Raw genomic sequence first — 17023 nt, 5'->3', positions numbered from 1 at the left:
AAATCTCTTTAGATTAAAACTGAGCCTCAACTCGGTAGATAACTTGCCCCTTGTTGGAGAATTTTTGCTCGTATTCTGTCATGACATTGCCTTCAAAATCACTGGCATGTAAATCAAGCCAGACACCATTAAGCTTCATGCCATACTGAGAAAAACTCACTAGGCTGTACTCAAACAAGCCACGGTTATCCGTCTTGAAATGAATTTCTCCATTTTCAGGCAAGATACGCTTGAAAGTATCCAAGAAGGTCTTGTAGGTCAAACGACGCTTTTCATGGCGTTTTTTAGGCCAAGGATCTGAAAAATTCAGATACAAGCGATCAATCTCACCGTCTTCAAAGTAGTCAGTCAAGTCAGAACCATCTACCCACAAGAGCTTAATGTTAGGCACTCCAACTTCAAGCACCTTGTCCAAAGCGTAACTCAAAACAGACTTTTGAATATCAATCCCGATATAGTTGATGTCAGGGTTTTGTTTGGCCATACCTGAAACAAAGGCACCCTTTCCACTTCCTACTTCCACATGAATGGGATTATCATTTCCAAACAAGTCCCGCCATTTTCCCTTGGCTTCCAAGGGATTGAGGACCACATACTGGGGATTTGCCTCTAGTAATTCTGTTGCCCCTTTACGATTTCTAACTCTCATCTTCTCTTTCCATACTTGTCTCGGAAGTGACGCAAGCCATGAATCTCCCGATTGACATTTTCTAAATCTTGGTTCATATAATACTTGGAAATCTGGCTCAAATAAGACAATTGACCGTACCAATACAATTTATTTAATACCGTTTGATTGTACTTGTAACCGTAGTAAGTCAACCATTCCTTCCACTGATGTTCTGGAATATAATGGCAGAGCATGTGAGCCACGTCAAACATGCGATCGGTCAAGCGAACCGAATCCCAATCTACCAAATAAATCAAGCCACTGTCTGTCTCAATCCAATTACTATGTCGTACATCTCCATGGACAATGGTCGCATGGTCCTCTCTAAATCCTGGAATAGTCTGACGTAAATCAGCCATCACTTCACTGATAAAATGATTTTTACGCAAAGCATCTGGAGCCGTTTCTTGCCATGACTGTAGTAAGTCTACAGGTGTTTCCATGGCATAGCCCAAACGACTCAACTGTGTCATCAAAGGACGTGAGCGATGTAGGCGGGTTAAAATATTGACGATTTGCTTACGATTCATATCATAGGGGGTCAATATCTTGCCTGTCAACCATTCTTGAGCACACATATCACGCCCATCTGCCAAACGGCGACTCCATAATAATTGTGGAGCAATTTGTTCTCTAGCTAGACCAGGTAGGATTGGAGAGGTGTTCATTTTTACAAAGATGCGCTTCCCATCAGGATAGCTACCCATATAAGCCTTGCCACTTTTCCCAGGTATGGGAGTCAGTGTTAGCTCATTATCACCCAAATCCATTTCTTTCCTCCGTATAAAGTTTCCTTACTATTCTACTAGTTTTTGGCCTATTCGTCAACCGCTCCACACCTGATTCTCAAAGAAAAGCCTCTGGCTTGGCTTGGGTATCATTATAGAAAGAAAAGGCAAGCACCGTCTTCTGCTTACCTTTTCATAATTTTTATAAATAATATAAGAGTGGCCAACTGTTGTAAAACATGTGGACTAGAGTAGAAACCCATAAGTTTTGGCTCTTTTTATAAGCAAAGCCCAGCAACAAGCCCCCAAGTAGATAAAAAATAAACGAAGGGACATTAGAAGGTCCATGCATAAAAGAAAAGAGAGAGGAAGTTAGCACAAGCCCTAACCAAGAATTGTCAAAAACCGCACCTTGAAGAAGTCCTCTGAAAATGAGTTCCTCCTGGATGGGGCCAAAAACTGAGGAAGTCAAAATCAAAGACAGGGAAATTCCTCTGCTGACTTCCGCCAAGTGTTGAATTCCTGCGCCAGAAGAAATAGCGAAGAAATGAATATAAACTAGCGTCTCAAGCACACTTAGAAGAAAGATTGCAATGAAAAGCAAAAGTTGTTTCCTGCTTAACATCCCAAAAGAAATCATTTCAAACTTTCTAGCATAAGCAACACTCAGTGAGGTTACTAGAAGACTTACAATAATCAATTCAGATTCATTTTGAAAAAAATCCCCATGATTAATCGTATAAGGAACTGTAATGACGATTATTAGTACTAAAAATCCAAAGCACAAGGCATGAAATTTATCAAAAAACTCCATAAAATTATTCTCCTCAAGAAACAAACTTCTCTACACGTCATCCTTTAGTGCTAGTCTTTCCAAAACAAACCATTTGAGTAACCAAAACCCGACCACATAGCCAGCCCCTAAGAATATAGCCATTAAAGATAACATGGGATTTAGGAAATAAAAGACCACCACAGATACAAAGGTTAGCACAAAAACGTTAAAAGCAATGGTGTCAGAAGCCAAGACCAAAATATAAGGTGTCAACCAGTCTAAGGTTTTGGAATCTAGGAAAAATAAGTGTTTATACATGATGACCTCCTCTATGGCTGAAAAGCAAGTCTTCTGGTTTTTTAGCCCAGGACCCTGTGTAGAAAAGTGAGCAAAAATGGTAAGTTTGCGATGATATTATTAACAATATGAATCGAATAAGAAGGATAGATACTCTTAGTATAACGTGTCAGCCAGGCATATAGACAACCCACTGCCGTATAGACAAAAATATCTGCGAGACTTGGCAAGCTAGAAAAGTGGGGCAAGGCAAATAAGAATGACGGAAAGAGAAGATCCAGCCCCCATCTCGAATCCTTAAAGAAGGCATGTTGAAGCAGTCCCCTACATACCAATTCTTCCATCAGAGGTCCTAGTACGATTAAGGTTAGGTAAACACCAAACTCCGCAAAATTTGTCTCGCTATAGGCAATAAACAAATTCCAACCTTCATTGGTCCCCTGAACGTGTTTAGCTGTCAGATAGTTAAAGCATATCAGCACGACAGCTGCTAACACCGTCAGAACCGAATAACTCAACCACTTTTTCCTAGGGATGCGAAAGAGATAAGCATGGCCCGACCTGACCAAAATCCAAACTATCAAGCTGATAAAGAGAAGGCTGATGATGTTTCGAATCCAGATAAGATTTCCTACCCAAGACGAGAACTCCCAATAATTGCTCCAAAATTGGGTTGTCCAAAACAGTCCGAAAAACAGAAACAAATAAGAAAGAATTGCACTCGCTTTGAAAAGAATAGGATGTTTTTTCATTGCTTTCTCCATTACAATTAAATGATATCTAATCATTTTCTAAAATTTGATAACTTTTGTGAAATGTTTTAGCAGAAACAACTCTATGATTGGTGATATCTATATAATCACCTGGATAACCAAGAACATACATCCCATAACCAGCGAATCCTCCTCCAACTGTTCCAACTAAACCAAACTTGATATTCGTTGCGAGAGAAGTGTTAAGACCTGCCATTAAAATGCGCACATGATTATCCAACCAAACCATATAATTTTTTTGAAAAGCTTCCTCTACCCAACTTGGTTTAGGAGTTGCTTGACCAATTTCCCAAACATCAACAATTTGATTCCCATATTTTGCCTTCATATCTTCAATCCTTTTTAAATACCATTACATGAGTTTGGAGTTCCCCCTATACCATAAGGACTACATGGTTTTGAAAGATGTATAATAGGCCACTTACCATTTAATTGATCCAAAATTGGAGAAGGTGCTAGCCCACCCAATAAACCAGAAAGCATATCTCCCCAACCTCCGAAACTTCCTTCAACTTTCGCAAGCATCTCAGTATCCATCATTTCAAATTATGACATCGTTTTTGTATTCATAACAAAAACTTCATTAGCCCCTACTTTTTATAATACTTCAAGCCCCAAATGAGCAGAAGCATGATAAGCAAGCAGAGAATAGCACCAATGTAGGCAATTAATTGTTGATAGAATTCTCCTGCTGTGATACCCCTATACAAACAAATAATAGACATAAAGCCTGTCAAGCCGATATACATGAGTTGATTGGTTCTAGGACTAACCAAATCATCATCTTCAAATTCTCTTATCCTCATTTCCCTAGTGAGGTAAACAGTGACCAAAATGGAAGCTAAGTTAATAACCACCAAAAGAAATTGGAGAACTACAGAAAAATTTAAAAACTGACGAGATAGAAATAGATAAGTAGAGACAAGCAAGGGCAACTGACCTAGGAACAATCACGTAAGGAAGATGTTCCGTTTTTTAGCAAGAAAAGCTTTCATTTCTTTGCTCCTTTCTTTTTAGTTAAAGCAAAATAGATCTTAACTGCAATCAAATAGGCTATGGTATAAAATGTATTATACCAAATACTCTCTCTAAGCGGATAAAGAAAGATAGACATGATCAGATACAGAACGAAAACGATCAGTATTTTTTTCTTCATAAGATTTCCTCCTAAATGTATGCTTTATATTAGTTTAGCCACAACCTTTACACTGCTAGTATAGCACTCATTTCGACCTTGGATCACTCAAATCACAAATGGTCATCAAAACATCTTGAATTGTAAAAAATTTAAAAAGCAAGCATGAAAAACATACTTGCCCTTTACACCATATTGATACCAACTTAATTTGTAGATTTTTTATCCTGCTATCACATATCATTTTGACAGGCGAAACAATATTAAAGAAACTCCCCTGTAGATTAAACTAGCGATAAAAAATCTCTTTATCTAATTAGATCTATCTTTATTCTTCTTTGGAGATTTTAAAAATTTTTCCCTAATTAAAGAAGTAATAAAAGAAACAAACATACCAACAACAAAAACAATAAGAAAACTTTTGAAATCCATAATTACCTCCAAGTACAGCTCCTCTACATGCAGGCTTAAGCCGTTAAGCAACCATAATAGACAATTGTAACATTGTTTTTGCATTCACGAGGAATACCTCTTTTTACTTTCGTCCTATTACAACCTTAATAAGGTTAGTATACTACTATTTTTTAACATTTTCCATCCAAATCATAAATGGTCATCAAAACATCTTGAATTGTAAAAAATTAAAAAAGCAAGCATGAAAAACATACTTGCCCTAAGGAAACTTAACAATGTGAAAATACAAAATCGAAAACTATCCACCCTCACTTCCGTCTGTTCTCATATATTCTCATAATCGCAACCAGGATACAGGCTGTCCCACCTGCCAAAACCAGGAGGGTAATGATAATGTTGAGAATTTCAGGCGTCCTCTCTATTCTGTTGACAAGACGGACTAAAGACAATACTGTCAATAAGAGTAAAGCTACTGACCCTGTCCGAATTAAAGAAGCCATTCGGTTCTCAACCGCATATAAGAATGATGGTAACATAACACAGGCTATAGCAATCACAAACAGATTACTCCCCGTTTCTTCTCCCTTATTCACCACGGAAATCATGAGAAGATTCGATGCTATAATCAACGTAGAACAGATGATAAAAAAGGATTTCTTATTCATATAGGATACCTCATATACTATGGCATTTTAATTGATGACTTTGGGCAGTACTTCTTTTTCACAAATCTTCTAATCATCAACTGACATCGAGTGAATCGTTAAAACCTGACGAAAGATTTGATTTTGACAGGTGGTATTCAGGCTGGTATTGGGATGACTTTCCACAATTTTCATGACGGTATAAAGACCAACTCCTCTCTCCTCCCCTTTAGAACTTGCTCCAAAGAAGAAGATTTCAGAAATATCGATGCTCTCTTCTTTGATGGAGTTTTCAATGATAAAGGTCTCCTGTGCTCCATTTTTTAAAAAAGCAATTGAAACATGAGGTTGACTAGCTTCTACACTGGCTTCAATAGCGTTGTCACAAAGGATAGACACAATGGTTAGAAAATCAAGCAGGCTCATCCCCTCGACCTGAATCTCCTCTGGAACTTCGATATTAAAGATAATCTTCTTATTCCTAGCTTTTAAAAATTTCCCTGCCAGAAGACTTTTGAGGGCTTTATCACGAATATTCACCAATCGTCCAAGGTCATATTTATTGTCCTGCAATTTTTCACTAGAATCCTTTAAGACGGAGTCGTAGACCTCTTTTATCTGCTCCATATCCTCCTCTTCAATGCCCAGACGTAAACTGGTCAAGAGGTTGGTGTAGTCATGGCGAAAGCTCCGTACTTCCTTGTAAAGTTCCTCTATATGCCGACTATAGCGTTCCATATCTCTGTAGCGCAAGGTCTGCTCTTGGTCCAGTCTCTCACGGAGTTTGTCCTTCAAATAGGTATCCAATTTCTTGATAACCCCCATAAAAAAGAGGAGGTAAAACACTAGGATGAGATAGCGAACAGTCTTTGATTGAATACCTTGCTCATATTCAAAGTAAGACAGAGTTTGTATCACCAAATAGTAAGCCCCCATTATCCAGTTAATTTTAGTCAGGGACTTTTGAAAACCTGTATCAAGAATCTCCCTTCTCAAGCTAGTGAAATCATAGTCCAACCATTTCAAAAAGGCTAGAGAAATGAAGAAATTGAAAATTATTATACACAACCAAATCAAAGAGTAATCATCATGTACTTGCCCTTGTCCCAAAAATGGAAGCACAAAATAAGAAAGACCTCTATAAAAGAGATTCACCAATATCATTGGAAAGAGACCATAAAAGAAAAGGAGTTTTTTAGGAAACCCTCTTAACAATAAGAAAGACAAGCCTATGCCGTACAAGGGGTTCGTGAAATAAGATAGGTAAGTATTTCCTACTATATAGCTAATCATTACAAAAACAACGGCCAACAGTATCCTAAAAAGAAAGGCCTTAAAAATCCTCTCAAAAGTGAGACCAATTCCATCTACCTTAAAGAAAATGACAATTTCTAGCCCATTAGTAATAAGTGTATATAATAATATCCAAGCAATATTCATAAATTCTCCTAGCTCAGTGTAAGTTATTAATAGCCTCAGACACTTCCCTGACCTTATAACGCGCGATCAAACAACTTCCACCATTGGGAAAGAAAAGCAGTTTTTCTTTCTTATCCAAATGCATCACATTGGCTGGATTGATGAGAAAAGAGCGGTGGCACTGCAAGAGACGAGGCTCCTGCTTGAAAACCTCCTCTAAACTCGCTGTAAATTCCAGCCTGTCCGTCTCGGTATAGAGAATAACACGATGGGCTCTGGGCGATGTTTCGAGATAGTAAACCTCTTTAAAAGGATACTGGAATTGGGCAAATTTTGATTTAAAATAAAAGCAATCTTCCGCCAGACTTTTACTATCTTGACTATTGGCATAGAGAAGGGCTGTTTCGATCCGAGACTCAAACTCCTCTGCCGAAAGGGCCTTATCAATGTAGTCCAAAGCAGACACTTGGTAGCGAAAGGACAGGGGCATAAACTCCGAGTGAGTCGTCACAAAGACTATCAAGGCATACGGATCCCGATCCCGAATCTTTCTAGCCACTTCCAGACCCTTCATCTCCTCATTTCGAATCTCAATATCCAAAAAGAATAGCTGATGCGCCCCCTTCTCATGCACCTCTGCCAGCAGTTGGTCTGGCTTGCCAAAGACCTCAAAAGAGCTGGGAGTGATATGATGTTCTTTCAAGAGTTTCTCAATGGTCGTTTCAATTCTAGCTTGTTGGGAAAAATCATCTTCTAAAACAAATATTCTCATCTTCTTACTCTCCTTCTTTCAACCATTTTTGACGAATTTCTCTATAGCGACGTCTGGCATACTTGACAGCGTATTGACCTTCTTCTCCGAGAAAAAGGATTCTTTCTTGAAAATCAATCGATTTTAATTTATCAAGATTGACCAAACAATTTCGATGACACCTCATCAAGTTTTCCCCATATTGGTTCTCAAGATTACTTAAATTTTGAACCATATTAAAACTAGCCTCTTCTGTAACAATCTGTACGGTATGGGCTTTAGTTGGATGTGTTTGGATATAGTAGATATCGTCAACGTTTACTTTATAGACTGTTTTCTGTGTCTGAATAATCATATGTTTCATTGGATTCTCCTCCTAAGAAAAGAATAACAGAAAAGGTCTAACACAAGCACATACAATCCTAAACAGTCTTTGAAAACTCCTAAAAGGACTATTTTTCTACAACATCATGATGAGCTTACAACTATTTTATCATAAAATCTTAACAGTACCATTCAGGAAATTTCAAGAACAATTAAAGATTTGAGGCTGAAAAAAACTCTAAAAATGGTAGACTAACAGTATCAAAACACAGTTGCTAGAACCAAGACTGGCACCCAGATTAAAGGAGGAATTTTCATGACAGACACAGACCCCATCAAAAGAGCTCAGACTTTGATTACTGACTTAAACAAAGCCTATCAAGCATGCAAACAGGCAACCGCTGACGACGTCCGCTTTCAGGAACAATTAGACTCTATTCTTGGTTTTCTAGCCAAGACTGAGACAGTGGACAATCGAGTCTTGATTGAACTGGAAAAATTTTACCAGACTTCCAGTCTTCTCATGGGACTCAGCGCTCTTGATCCAGATGCTCCAACTCGCGCCGCTTGGCGGGCCTATGACCGCTTCCACTTTGACCAAGTCAAGACCAAGTTAAGTCTTTACGGTCCAACCATTATCTTGTAAAAAATAAAAGAAGCTGAGACAAAATTGAACTCAACTTCTTTTTTAGTGCCTTATAAGCAATATTAGTCCTGCATCTGACGTTTTACCTGATAAGGCAAATACAAGACCAGTAAAACCAAACCTGCACCCAGCAAGGCTAGAAGGGCCAGTTTTTCTTGGAAGATCACAAGGCCGACGACTAATTCCACAAGTAAAACAAAACTGGTCAATCCTCTGACCACTGCCTGCAAGCCTTTTTCCTTTTGCCCCTTGTCAAGTGGAAAGAGTTGGGTCAAATACTGGTAGTCAAAGGCATGATAGAGGGCCAGTAACTGGAAGAGCAGGAGGTAGTTAAAGAGAACCACAACTGCTGTCGCAATCCAAGCTTGCTCGATAAAAACCTGCGCCAGCAAGGAAAGCAAGAGCAGACGGAGACTGAGGGCAAAGAGGTCTCCATTTCGTAAATAAGAACGCAGATAGAGATTTTGCCAAATCTTCCCAGGCATCTTCTGAACAGTCTTTAGGATAAAGTCCAGATAGGCACGACGCTTGACGCTGTTTGAAATTCCCTTGACCTGCGTAAAGAGGGCAAAGAAACGAAGCAAGACTTGCTTACGCTTACTTTCTTGGGAAATAATATAGTCCCAGTCCAGTCCAGTTTCAGTAAAAAACTTGCTGGCCTTTTGACGAAAGAGGAAATATTTTCCTACCCCCAATAAAAGCACATAGACCAGAAAAACAGGTAAGCCATAACCCATGGCTAAAAATAAGGGCGCAAATAACAGCAAGAAAAGGGTCTGGACAAAGAGCCAAAAGGCTAGAGAAATGCCAGTTTGACGCTTGAGATGGAGTTTGATTTCCTCTTCTCCAACTAAGAGAAAGAGCTTGTCTGGAGCCTCCATATAGGTGGCAATTCCTCCCCAAAGCAAAAGTAAAACAGAGATAATACCTACAAACAAAAGGATAGGCCAATGATTTTCAGGAAAATGTTGTAAGAGTTGACTGTACTGGTAGGCTAGAAATCCCAGCAGAACAAGCAGGAACAAGACAAAGTGGTCATTGAGCACATAGCGCAGATAACCGACACACTCCTTACGAAAAGCCTGCTTTCTCCTTAAAAACAAGTCTTTCATAGCTCCTCCTCTTTGGTCAGAGCCAAGTAAATATCATTTAAACTAGCCTCAGGCATATCAAAGGCTTCGCGCAGTTGCAGGAGATTACCCTTGGCACGCACCTCACCCTTATGGAGAATGACAAAGGCATCACACATCTTCTCCGCCGAATCCAGCACGTGGGTACTCATGAGAATAGACTTGCCCTTTTGCTTTTCCACTTCCAAAAGCTGAATCAAGTCCGCAATAGCCAGCGGATCAAGACCAAGGAAAGGCTCATCCACGATGAAAAGACTCGGATCCACCACAAAAGCACAGATAATCATGACCTTCTGCTTCATCCCTTTTGAAAAATGAACAGGAAACCAGTCTAATTTCTGGTCCAGACGGAACATTTTTAACAAAGGTTCTACTCGTTCGAAAGCCACTTTCTGCTCGATACCATAAGCCATAGCAACTGTTTCGATGTGCTCTCTGAGGGTTAATTCCTCATACAGGCTAGGTGTCTCGGGAATGTAACCAATTTGCTTGCGGTAACTTGTCGCATCTTCTTGCAGGGTCAAGCCATTGATATTGATGGAGCCACTATAAGGTGTCAACAGACCGATAATTTCATTAATAGTCGTCGATTTACCAGCACCATTGAGACCAATCAAACCAACCAACTGTCCACTTTCAACGGTAAAAGACACATCTTTCAAGACAGGGACATGGACATAGCCACCTGTCAGGTTTTTAATTTCTAACATATTTTCTCCAAATCTGGTATAATGTAGCTATATTATATCAAAATTCAATACAGTAGAGGTAGATTTTATGTCAGATTGCATTTTTTGTAAAATCATCGCAGGGGAAATTCCTGCTTCAAAAGTATATGAAGATGAGCAGGTTCTTGCCTTTCTTGATATCTCTCAAGTGACTCCAGGACACACCTTGGTCGTGCCAAAAGAACACTATCGCAATCTTTTGGAAATGGATGCTACTAGCGCCAGCCAACTCTTTGCCCAAGTACCAAAAGTAGCTCAAAAAGTCATGAAAGCTACCAAGGCTGCTGGTATGAATATCATTGCTAACTGTGAAGAAATCGCAGGGCAAACCGTCTTTCATACCCACGTTCACCTCGTACCTCGCTACAGTGCGGACGATGACCTCAAGATTGATTTTATCGCCCACGAACCAGACTTTGACAAACTCGCTCAAGTCGCTGAAACCATCAAAAACGCCTAAGGAGTTGCCATGAAATTATCTAATCTACTGCTATTTGCAGGAGCTGCAGCCGGAAGTTATTTGGTCACAAAAAATCGCCAAGCCATCACAGATGAAGTCTTGAATACCACTGACCGCGTTCAAGCTATCAAGGATGACGTGGATATTATCCAAAACAGCCTGCAAATCATCGACCAGCAAAAAGAACTCATCAAAGAATACCAAGAAGACCTGACTTATAAGTTTAAGGTCTTGGAAAAAGATATCCAGACTAGACTAGCTGTTATCAAAGAAGCACAGGAAACTGAAGATAAGTAAAAAGAGCCGAGTGGCTCTTTTTACTTTTATTCTCCTTCAAAAGCATCTTTAATATGGTCAAAGAAGCCTTTTTTCTTTGGATTGACTTTTAAATCACCAGCAGCTGCGAATTCTTTAAGCGCTGCTTTTTGGCGTTCGTTCAAGCCTGTCGGTGTTACGACATTAACGGTAACGTATTGGTCACCAACTGCACCACCACGAAGGTTCGGAGCTCCCTTGCCACGTAGACGGAATTTCTTACCAGTCTGAGTTCCCTCTGGGATAACCAATTCAACATCGCCGTGAACAGTTGGGATATCCACTGTGTCACCAAGAGCCGCTTGGACAAAGTTGAGATTGAGATTATAGAAGATAGTGGTTCCTTCACGTTCAAACTTGTCGCTGGCTTCCACAGAAACCACTACATACAAGTCACCATAAGGTCCACCGTTAAATCCAGCTTCACCTTGACCGGCTAGGCGAATTTGTTGACCTGTTTCCACACCAGCAGGGATTTTGACATGTACACTATGAGCTTGTTTTTCATGCCCTGTTCCGTGACAAGTTGTACATGGATCTTTGATTTCTTTTCCGCGACCGTGACAGACATCACAGGTCACTTGACGACGCATCATACCAAGCGGAGTCTGCGTATCAACGTTAATGACACCAGCACCATGACAGCGTCCACAAGTGACTGGACTTGTTCCTGGCTTAGCACCTGAGCCATTACATGTACTACAGCTTGCTTCACGATTGTACTTAACCTCTTTTTCAGCTCCAAAAATAGCTTCTTCAAAGGTCAAATTCACACGGTATTGGAGGTCATCCCCCTGACGAGGAGCATTTGGATTGCGTGAAGCACCGCCTCCGCCGAAGAAACTTGAGAAGATATCTTCAAAACCACCGAAGCCTCCTGCCCCATCGAAACCGCCGAAACCACCAGCTCCACCAAAACCACCGTTGGCTCCAGCAGCACCGTATTGGTCATAGGCAGCACGTTTTTGGTCGTCACTCAAAGTCTCATAGGCTTCCTGAACTTCCTTGTACTTTTCCTCAGCACCAGGCTCCTTGTTGATATCTGGGTGATATTTTTTCGAAAGCTTACGATAAGCCTTTTTGATCTCGTCTGCCGAAGCGTTTTTTGACACCCCCAGACGATCATAAAATTCAGTATTGTTCATAATTCAAGATACAAAGGGCGTCAAACGGACACAGCCAAAATAGGGGTTTTGACGACGGACGCTTGCGTCCTAGAAAAAACTATCTTTTTGGCACAGTCCGTAGCCCGTGTTCAGTTACGAACACCCTTGTTCCTTTCTATTGATATTTTGAATCAAACCTCGATTTAGTCCGGGGTCAATTCCTGTATTTCATATTGATGAGACAAACCCCAAATAAATCAGGTTTAGACCCTTTTTATCGAAAAACAGAGGCTGGGTTGCAACCTCTGGATTTCTTCTTATACTCGCCTGATTTTCAAGCTCGGGATAAAATAGTCCACTGGACTATTTTATTTCTCCGTAAACTCTCCGTCTACGACGTCATCGCCTGCGTTTCCTGTTGCTTGTGCACCTTCTGCTCCTGCTTGAGCTTGTTGGGCTGCTGCAGCTTGTTCGTAGAGTTTAACAGCAAGTCCTTGAGCTTTTTCATTCAATGCTTCAAGTTTTGCTTTCATTTCGTCCAAGTTGTTGTCTTCTTGAGCTTTCTTAAGATCATCAAGGGCAGCTTGGGCAGCGTCACGTTCTGCGTCAAAACCTTTTCCTTCAGTTTCCTTGATAGTCTTTTCAGTCGCGAAGATAGCTTGGTCTACTTCGTTACGAAGGTCAACTTCTTCTTTACGTTTCTTATCTGCTTCAGCGTTTGCTTCTGCATCTTTCATCATGCGGTCGATTTCTTCGTCAGTCAAACCTGAGTTAGATTGGATCACAATAGTTTGTTCTTTTTGAGTTCCAAGATCTTTAGCCTTAACAGACACGATACCGTTCTTGTCGATATCAAATGTTACTTCGATTTGAGGAATTCCACGAGGTGCAGCTGGGATATCTGTCAATTGGAAACGTCCAAGAGTCTTGTTATCTGCTGCCATTGGGCGTTCACCTTGAAGAACATGGATATCAACGGCTGGTTGGTTGTCTGCAGCAGTTGAGAAGACTTGTGATTTAGATGTTGGAATTGTTGTGTTACGGTCGATGAGTTTTGTGAAGACACCACCCATTGTTTCGATACCAAGTGACAATGGTGTTACATCAAGAAGGACAACGTCTTTCACATCACCAGTAATCACACCACCTTGAATAGCAGCACCCATAGCAACTACTTCGTCAGGGTTTACTGATTTGTTTGGTTCTTTACCAGTTTCAGCTTTAACAGCTTCTACAACGGCTGGGATACGAGTTGAACCACCAACAAGGATAACTTCGTCAATTTCTGACAAGCTCAAACCTGCATCTGAAAGAGCTTGACGAACTGGAACTTTTGTACGTTCTACAAGGTCACGAGTCAAATCGTCAAATTTCGCACGAGTCAAAGTCATTTCCAAGTGAAGAGGTCCAGCCTCACCTGCAGTGATAAATGGCAAGCTGATTTGAGTTGAAGTCACACCAGAAAGGTCTTTCTTCGCTTTTTCAGCAGCATCTTTCAAACGTTGCATTGCCATCTTATCAGTAGACAAGTCAATACCGTTTTCTTTCTTGAATTCTGCTACCAAGTGGTCAATGATTTTTTGGTCAAAGTCATCACCACCAAGTTTGTTGTCCCCTGCAGTTGACAATACATCGAAGACACCGTCACCCAATTCAAGGATAGATACGTCGAATGTACCACCACCAAGGTCAAATACCAAGATTTTTTCTTCTTTATCAGTCTTGTCCAAACCGTAAGCAAGGGCTGCTGCTGTTGGTTCGTTGACAATACGTTCTACTTCAAGACCAGCGATTTTACCAGCGTCTTTAGTTGCTTGACGTTGAGCATCGTTGAAGTAAGCTGGAACTGTGATAACTGCTTTAGTTACTTTTTCACCAAGGTAGTCTTCAGCATAACCTTTCAAGTATTGAAGAATCATAGCTGAGATTTCTTGTGGAGTGTATTCTTTTCCGTTAGCAGAAACTTTTTCAGAAGTTCCCATTTTAGATTTGATAGAGATGACTGTATCTGGGTTTGTAACTGCTTGACGTTTTGCAGCGTCACCAACGATGATTTCTCCGTTTTTGAATGAGACTACAGATGGAGTTGTGCGGTTCCCTTCTGGGTTTGCGATGATTTTGCTTTCAGTTCCTTCAAGAACTGCAACTGCTGAGTTTGTTGTACCTAAGTCAATACCGATAATTTTAGACATGTGTTTTTCTCCTTAAATTTTATATTCTATTTTCTTTTTGATACTCTTCTTAAGTGGCGGCGCCGTCAGAGCTTGACTTCGTCAATCTCTTTGACTAAACTTTGAGCCTAAGGTCTCAAAGTTTGCGCAAATAGCGCCACGGCGAAGAGTATCGTCTTTGGTTCGCTTCGCTCACTATTGCAAAGCCAAATATATTTTATCTTTCTTCATAGTTTATTGTCGTTTCGGACAAATTTTGTCAAGTTTTCTAAACTAGTTATACACCACCACCATGGCTGGGCGTAGGATGCGGTCATGGAGTTTGTAGCCTTTTTGGAAAACCTGGGCGATGGTATCTGCTGGGTGTTCATCGTCTGCTGGGAGAGTTTGGATGGCCATATGATAGTTATGGTCAAATTCGCCATCAGCTGCGATTTCTTCGATTCCTTCTTCTTTCAAAGCGTGAATCAAGCTTTCTTGCACCATTTCCAAGCCCTTCTTCACATCATCTGTCAAACCTTCAACTGCGAGTGCACGCTCAAGGTTGTCCAAAGAAGGGAGAATCGCTTTTGCCAAGTCTTGGCTACGATAACGTTGCAAGTTTTGACGCTCTTCATTGGCACGGCGTTGGATATTTTGCATCTCTGCATGAGCGCGAAGGTATTTATTTTCGAACTCATCCGCACGTTCATTTGCCAAGTCCAACTCTGACTTTTCAGGAGTTGTTTCTTCTACCGTTTCCACAACTTCCTCTTCTTGGACTTCTTCTACTTCTTCATTTTTTATATCTTGGGCCATTTTCGCCTCCTTTAATGATTTCAATCTTAATGTACTTCGTAATGATTACTGCTGAGGTAGCGGTAAAAATCTGTCAACTTCATGGTCAAAACACGGTTGACCACATTGACTTGGTTGATTAGCTGTTGGTAATCCAGATTAACTGGACCGATAATGGCTAGAATTCCAACTCCCCGATAAGGAATGAGGAACTTACTACTAATCACCGCTAGATCAGCTAGACAGGACTCTTGACTGTCTGCAACACGGACGTTTTGCATCTGATCTTCACGCAACCCCTCACGAATCTCCAGAGCCACCTTTTGAGGTTGGTCAAAGAACTGATAGGCTGCTAGATTGGCAAAATTCAAGAGATTAACCTTGCCCGCCACCACAATGTTTTCGTTGAACATTTCCTTAAAGATATGTTCAAAGAGATCGATCACATTGTCCGTTGTTGTAAAGTAACGCTGGATAATCTGCGGAATCTCCGTCCGAATCTTGTAGTGAATATCTAGAACGGTGTGGCCGAGGAAACGTTCCTGAATGATGCTCTTCAGTTTCAGCAAATCCTCCTGCAAGAAGTTCCTTGGAATCAGAAACTGACTGGTAACCGTTCGTGACTCGTCTAGGGTAAATACTGCCAAGGCTGTATGTTGGCCCAAAACAACGATATCAAAGGCTGTCAAACGTTGCCTGCTCGGCTCAACATCCAATGCTACTACCGTACAGCCACTCAAGTCTGTCAGTAGGTTAGCAGCCTCTTGCAGAATATCCTCCAATTTGAAGAATTCCTGATCAAAGGCTTTGACAATCTCATATACCTCATTTTCAGCCAATCGGTCAAAATCCAGTGAGTGTTTCACATAGTACTGAAAACCAGCAACACTTGGCATCCGACCACTTGAAGTATGAGCTTTCTCAAGCAAACCTTGCTTTTCTAGAGCCGCCATGTCATTACGAATGGTTGCACTGCTAGAGTTAATAGACTCTTGCAAAGCTTTGGATCCGACAGGTTCGTGCGTTTTGGTAAAGATGTCAATAATCAGATTTAAAATATCCTGCTGACGCTCTGTAACCATCTCATCACTCCTTTCTGTCTGATCGATTAGCACTCGATACGCTCAAGTGCTAACTCATGATTCTATTATACACCCTTAAAAGAGAATGTCAAGACAAAAACTCAAAAAATTAGCACTCTTTTATCAAGAGTGCTAAAAATCAGTCTAAAGACCTAGAACCTTACTGTTTATCTACTCGGTATGCCCTTTTAAGTCTAAAAAAACCATAGATTAGATAAGAAATCATAAGAGCATATAAAACAAAAATAATGAAGAAAGACATAGAAAGATCTTCTCTAAACGAACTCATACAAACAACAAGACCGCCTGAGAAAGCAACTGTACATGAACGAAGTCTATTTCGCATAACTTCCCATCTGAGCCCCTTACTCATATAGACTTGATCCTCTGGAAGTAAATTAGAAGACGATTTACGAAGAATCGAACAAGAACCTGCTCCTATCAATTCCCAACCTCTATTTCTAAAATCTTGCAGTTCATACTTATACTTTTTAAGAAATCTAGAATCATAGATACAGTAGATGACATCGTCTGGTTGACATTGGTCAAAATAGAACAAACCAAAACGACTCGTTCTATACCTCCAACCTTTCAAATGCATCTCATGTAAATATTCTTCTTCCTTGTCCAAATCAACAATGGTGAAAATCCGAAATTCTACTCTGCTATTCATTTTCT

Annotated in this window: 22 protein-coding genes; 3 read left to right on the top strand and 19 right to left on the bottom strand. The window is 40.4% G+C overall.

Annotated features, from left to right (window positions below; translation table 11 throughout):
• Window positions 1-13: 13 nt before the first annotated feature.
• From trmB to K1I71_RS03330, 12 genes are all read right to left on the bottom strand, one after another.
• Window positions 14-649 carry a tRNA (guanosine(46)-N7)-methyltransferase TrmB gene (gene trmB, locus K1I71_RS03390; protein WP_001266095.1) on the bottom strand — a complete coding sequence of 212 codons (636 nt, stop codon included), beginning with the start codon at window positions 647-649 and terminating at the stop codon, window positions 14-16.
• Complete coding sequence (gene ccrZ, locus K1I71_RS03385) at window positions 646-1440, bottom strand: cell cycle regulator CcrZ (RefSeq protein WP_000362999.1); 795 nt, start codon at window positions 1438-1440, stop codon at window positions 646-648. Before ccrZ ends, trmB begins: the two co-directional genes overlap by 4 nt.
• A gap of 160 nt (window positions 1441-1600) precedes the next feature.
• Window positions 1601-2212, bottom strand: coding sequence for a CPBP family intramembrane glutamic endopeptidase (locus tag K1I71_RS03380; protein ID WP_223330224.1), 612 nt, complete (start codon window positions 2210-2212; stop codon window positions 1601-1603).
• Between the two features lie 30 nt (window positions 2213-2242).
• Entirely contained in the window at window positions 2243-2491 is a 249-nt protein-coding gene (blpZ, locus tag K1I71_RS03375) for an immunity protein BlpZ (protein WP_049524266.1), read from the bottom strand.
• Window positions 2492-2532: 41 nt separating this feature from the next.
• Window positions 2533-3222 carry a CPBP family intramembrane glutamic endopeptidase gene (locus tag K1I71_RS03370; RefSeq protein ID WP_223330223.1) on the bottom strand — a complete coding sequence of 230 codons (690 nt, stop codon included), beginning with the start codon at window positions 3220-3222 and terminating at the stop codon, window positions 2533-2535.
• A 28-nt stretch (window positions 3223-3250) separates the two neighbouring features.
• Window positions 3251-3571 carry a hypothetical protein gene (locus K1I71_RS03365; RefSeq protein WP_000645118.1) on the bottom strand — a complete coding sequence of 107 codons (321 nt, stop codon included), beginning with the start codon at window positions 3569-3571 and terminating at the stop codon, window positions 3251-3253.
• A 14-nt stretch (window positions 3572-3585) separates the two neighbouring features.
• Window positions 3586-3783 carry a bacteriocin gene (locus K1I71_RS03360; protein WP_031233153.1) on the bottom strand — a complete coding sequence of 66 codons (198 nt, stop codon included), beginning with the start codon at window positions 3781-3783 and terminating at the stop codon, window positions 3586-3588.
• Window positions 3784-3833: 50 nt separating this feature from the next.
• On the bottom strand, window positions 3834-4193 hold the full coding sequence (locus K1I71_RS03355) for an immunity protein (RefSeq protein ID WP_223330222.1): 360 nt from the start codon (window positions 4191-4193) through the stop codon (window positions 3834-3836).
• Between the two features lie 907 nt (window positions 4194-5100).
• Window positions 5101-5292, bottom strand: coding sequence for a hypothetical protein (locus K1I71_RS09605; RefSeq protein WP_260467943.1), 192 nt, complete (start codon window positions 5290-5292; stop codon window positions 5101-5103).
• Between the two features lie 234 nt (window positions 5293-5526).
• On the bottom strand, window positions 5527-6876 hold the full coding sequence (locus tag K1I71_RS03340) for a sensor histidine kinase (protein ID WP_223330221.1): 1350 nt from the start codon (window positions 6874-6876) through the stop codon (window positions 5527-5529).
• Between the two features lie 13 nt (window positions 6877-6889).
• Window positions 6890-7627 carry a response regulator transcription factor gene (locus tag K1I71_RS03335; protein WP_223330220.1) on the bottom strand — a complete coding sequence of 246 codons (738 nt, stop codon included), beginning with the start codon at window positions 7625-7627 and terminating at the stop codon, window positions 6890-6892.
• A 4-nt stretch (window positions 7628-7631) separates the two neighbouring features.
• Complete coding sequence (locus K1I71_RS03330) at window positions 7632-7970, bottom strand: LytTR family DNA-binding domain-containing protein (RefSeq protein WP_150922867.1); 339 nt, start codon at window positions 7968-7970, stop codon at window positions 7632-7634.
• Window positions 7971-8246: 276 nt separating this feature from the next.
• Here K1I71_RS03330 and K1I71_RS03325 point away from each other — a divergent pair, with 276 nt between their 5' ends.
• Complete coding sequence (locus K1I71_RS03325; RefSeq protein WP_064276245.1) at window positions 8247-8576, top strand: hypothetical protein; 330 nt, start codon at window positions 8247-8249, stop codon at window positions 8574-8576.
• A 62-nt stretch (window positions 8577-8638) separates the two neighbouring features.
• On the opposite strand, the gene K1I71_RS03320 is transcribed toward K1I71_RS03325, so the two are convergent.
• Window positions 8639-9688, bottom strand: a complete 1050-nt coding sequence (locus tag K1I71_RS03320) for an ABC transporter permease (protein WP_223330219.1) — start codon at window positions 9686-9688, stop codon at window positions 8639-8641.
• A complete protein-coding gene (locus K1I71_RS03315; protein WP_050251578.1) occupies window positions 9685-10416 on the bottom strand; it encodes an ABC transporter ATP-binding protein in 732 nt (243 codons plus the stop codon). The genes K1I71_RS03320 and K1I71_RS03315 overlap by 4 nt, the downstream gene beginning before the upstream one ends.
• A gap of 67 nt (window positions 10417-10483) precedes the next feature.
• On the opposite strand from K1I71_RS03315, the gene K1I71_RS03310 reads away from it, so the two are divergent.
• Both K1I71_RS03310 and K1I71_RS03305 read left to right on the top strand, forming a co-directional pair.
• Complete coding sequence (locus K1I71_RS03310; protein ID WP_001278317.1) at window positions 10484-10894, top strand: HIT family protein; 411 nt, start codon at window positions 10484-10486, stop codon at window positions 10892-10894.
• Window positions 10895-10903: 9 nt separating this feature from the next.
• Window positions 10904-11191 (top strand): hypothetical protein, encoded by a 288-nt coding sequence (locus K1I71_RS03305; protein ID WP_101776841.1) that lies wholly within the window; start codon window positions 10904-10906, stop codon window positions 11189-11191.
• Between the two features lie 26 nt (window positions 11192-11217).
• Here K1I71_RS03305 and dnaJ read toward each other — a convergent pair whose 3' ends face one another.
• The 5 genes from dnaJ to K1I71_RS03280 form a co-directional block, all read right to left on the bottom strand.
• The gene (gene dnaJ / locus K1I71_RS03300; protein WP_223330218.1) at window positions 11218-12354 is read right to left on the bottom strand and encodes a molecular chaperone DnaJ; all 1137 of its coding nucleotides are present in this window, start codon (window positions 12352-12354) and stop codon (window positions 11218-11220) included.
• A gap of 329 nt (window positions 12355-12683) precedes the next feature.
• Complete coding sequence (gene dnaK / locus K1I71_RS03295; protein WP_000034667.1) at window positions 12684-14507, bottom strand: molecular chaperone DnaK; 1824 nt, start codon at window positions 14505-14507, stop codon at window positions 12684-12686.
• 252 nt (window positions 14508-14759) lie between these two features.
• Window positions 14760-15284 carry a nucleotide exchange factor GrpE gene (gene grpE, locus K1I71_RS03290; RefSeq protein ID WP_000046038.1) on the bottom strand — a complete coding sequence of 175 codons (525 nt, stop codon included), beginning with the start codon at window positions 15282-15284 and terminating at the stop codon, window positions 14760-14762.
• A gap of 26 nt (window positions 15285-15310) precedes the next feature.
• On the bottom strand, window positions 15311-16345 hold the full coding sequence (gene hrcA / locus K1I71_RS03285) for a heat-inducible transcriptional repressor HrcA (protein WP_000255759.1): 1035 nt from the start codon (window positions 16343-16345) through the stop codon (window positions 15311-15313).
• A 160-nt stretch (window positions 16346-16505) separates the two neighbouring features.
• The gene (locus tag K1I71_RS03280; protein ID WP_023943403.1) at window positions 16506-17018 is read right to left on the bottom strand and encodes a DUF2812 domain-containing protein; all 513 of its coding nucleotides are present in this window, start codon (window positions 17016-17018) and stop codon (window positions 16506-16508) included.
• Window positions 17019-17023 lie beyond the last annotated feature (5 nt).

Source organism: Streptococcus mitis, assembly GCF_019929545.1.
Taxonomy (GTDB): Bacteria; Bacillota; Bacilli; order Lactobacillales; family Streptococcaceae; genus Streptococcus; species Streptococcus mitis_BU.
This window is presented reverse-complemented; position numbering and strand designations above follow the sequence as displayed.

Excerpts from the sequence above, each read along its gene's own strand:
- K1I71_RS03310 (WP_001278317.1), top strand. The coding sequence starts at position 10,484 with ATGTCAGATTGCATTTTTTGTAAAATCATCGCAGGGGAAATTCCTGCT.
- K1I71_RS03360 (WP_031233153.1), bottom strand. The coding sequence starts at position 3,783 with ATGATGGATACTGAGATGCTTGCGAAAGTTGAAGGAAGTTTCGGAGGT.
- K1I71_RS03325 (WP_064276245.1), top strand. The coding sequence starts at position 8,247 with ATGACAGACACAGACCCCATCAAAAGAGCTCAGACTTTGATTACTGAC.
- dnaJ (WP_223330218.1), bottom strand. The coding sequence starts at position 12,354 with ATGAACAATACTGAATTTTATGATCGTCTGGGGGTGTCAAAAAACGCT.
- hrcA (WP_000255759.1), bottom strand. The coding sequence starts at position 16,345 with ATGGTTACAGAGCGTCAGCAGGATATTTTAAATCTGATTATTGACATC.
- blpZ (WP_049524266.1), bottom strand. The coding sequence starts at position 2,491 with ATGTATAAACACTTATTTTTCCTAGATTCCAAAACCTTAGACTGGTTG.
- K1I71_RS03280 (WP_023943403.1), bottom strand. The coding sequence starts at position 17,018 with ATGAATAGCAGAGTAGAATTTCGGATTTTCACCATTGTTGATTTGGAC.
- K1I71_RS03320 (WP_223330219.1), bottom strand. The coding sequence starts at position 9,688 with ATGAAAGACTTGTTTTTAAGGAGAAAGCAGGCTTTTCGTAAGGAGTGT.
- K1I71_RS03370 (WP_223330223.1), bottom strand. The coding sequence starts at position 3,222 with ATGAAAAAACATCCTATTCTTTTCAAAGCGAGTGCAATTCTTTCTTAT.
- K1I71_RS03340 (WP_223330221.1), bottom strand. The coding sequence starts at position 6,876 with ATGAATATTGCTTGGATATTATTATATACACTTATTACTAATGGGCTA.
- ccrZ (WP_000362999.1), bottom strand. The coding sequence starts at position 1,440 with ATGGATTTGGGTGATAATGAGCTAACACTGACTCCCATACCTGGGAAA.
- K1I71_RS03335 (WP_223330220.1), bottom strand. The coding sequence starts at position 7,627 with ATGAGAATATTTGTTTTAGAAGATGATTTTTCCCAACAAGCTAGAATT.
- K1I71_RS03380 (WP_223330224.1), bottom strand. The coding sequence starts at position 2,212 with ATGGAGTTTTTTGATAAATTTCATGCCTTGTGCTTTGGATTTTTAGTA.
- K1I71_RS03305 (WP_101776841.1), top strand. The coding sequence starts at position 10,904 with ATGAAATTATCTAATCTACTGCTATTTGCAGGAGCTGCAGCCGGAAGT.
- trmB (WP_001266095.1), bottom strand. The coding sequence starts at position 649 with ATGAGAGTTAGAAATCGTAAAGGGGCAACAGAATTACTAGAGGCAAAT.
- K1I71_RS03365 (WP_000645118.1), bottom strand. The coding sequence starts at position 3,571 with ATGAAGGCAAAATATGGGAATCAAATTGTTGATGTTTGGGAAATTGGT.
- K1I71_RS03330 (WP_150922867.1), bottom strand. The coding sequence starts at position 7,970 with ATGAAACATATGATTATTCAGACACAGAAAACAGTCTATAAAGTAAAC.
- grpE (WP_000046038.1), bottom strand. The coding sequence starts at position 15,284 with ATGGCCCAAGATATAAAAAATGAAGAAGTAGAAGAAGTCCAAGAAGAG.
- K1I71_RS03315 (WP_050251578.1), bottom strand. The coding sequence starts at position 10,416 with ATGTTAGAAATTAAAAACCTGACAGGTGGCTATGTCCATGTCCCTGTC.
- dnaK (WP_000034667.1), bottom strand. The coding sequence starts at position 14,507 with ATGTCTAAAATTATCGGTATTGACTTAGGTACAACAAACTCAGCAGTT.
- K1I71_RS09605 (WP_260467943.1), bottom strand. The coding sequence starts at position 5,292 with ATGGCTTCTTTAATTCGGACAGGGTCAGTAGCTTTACTCTTATTGACA.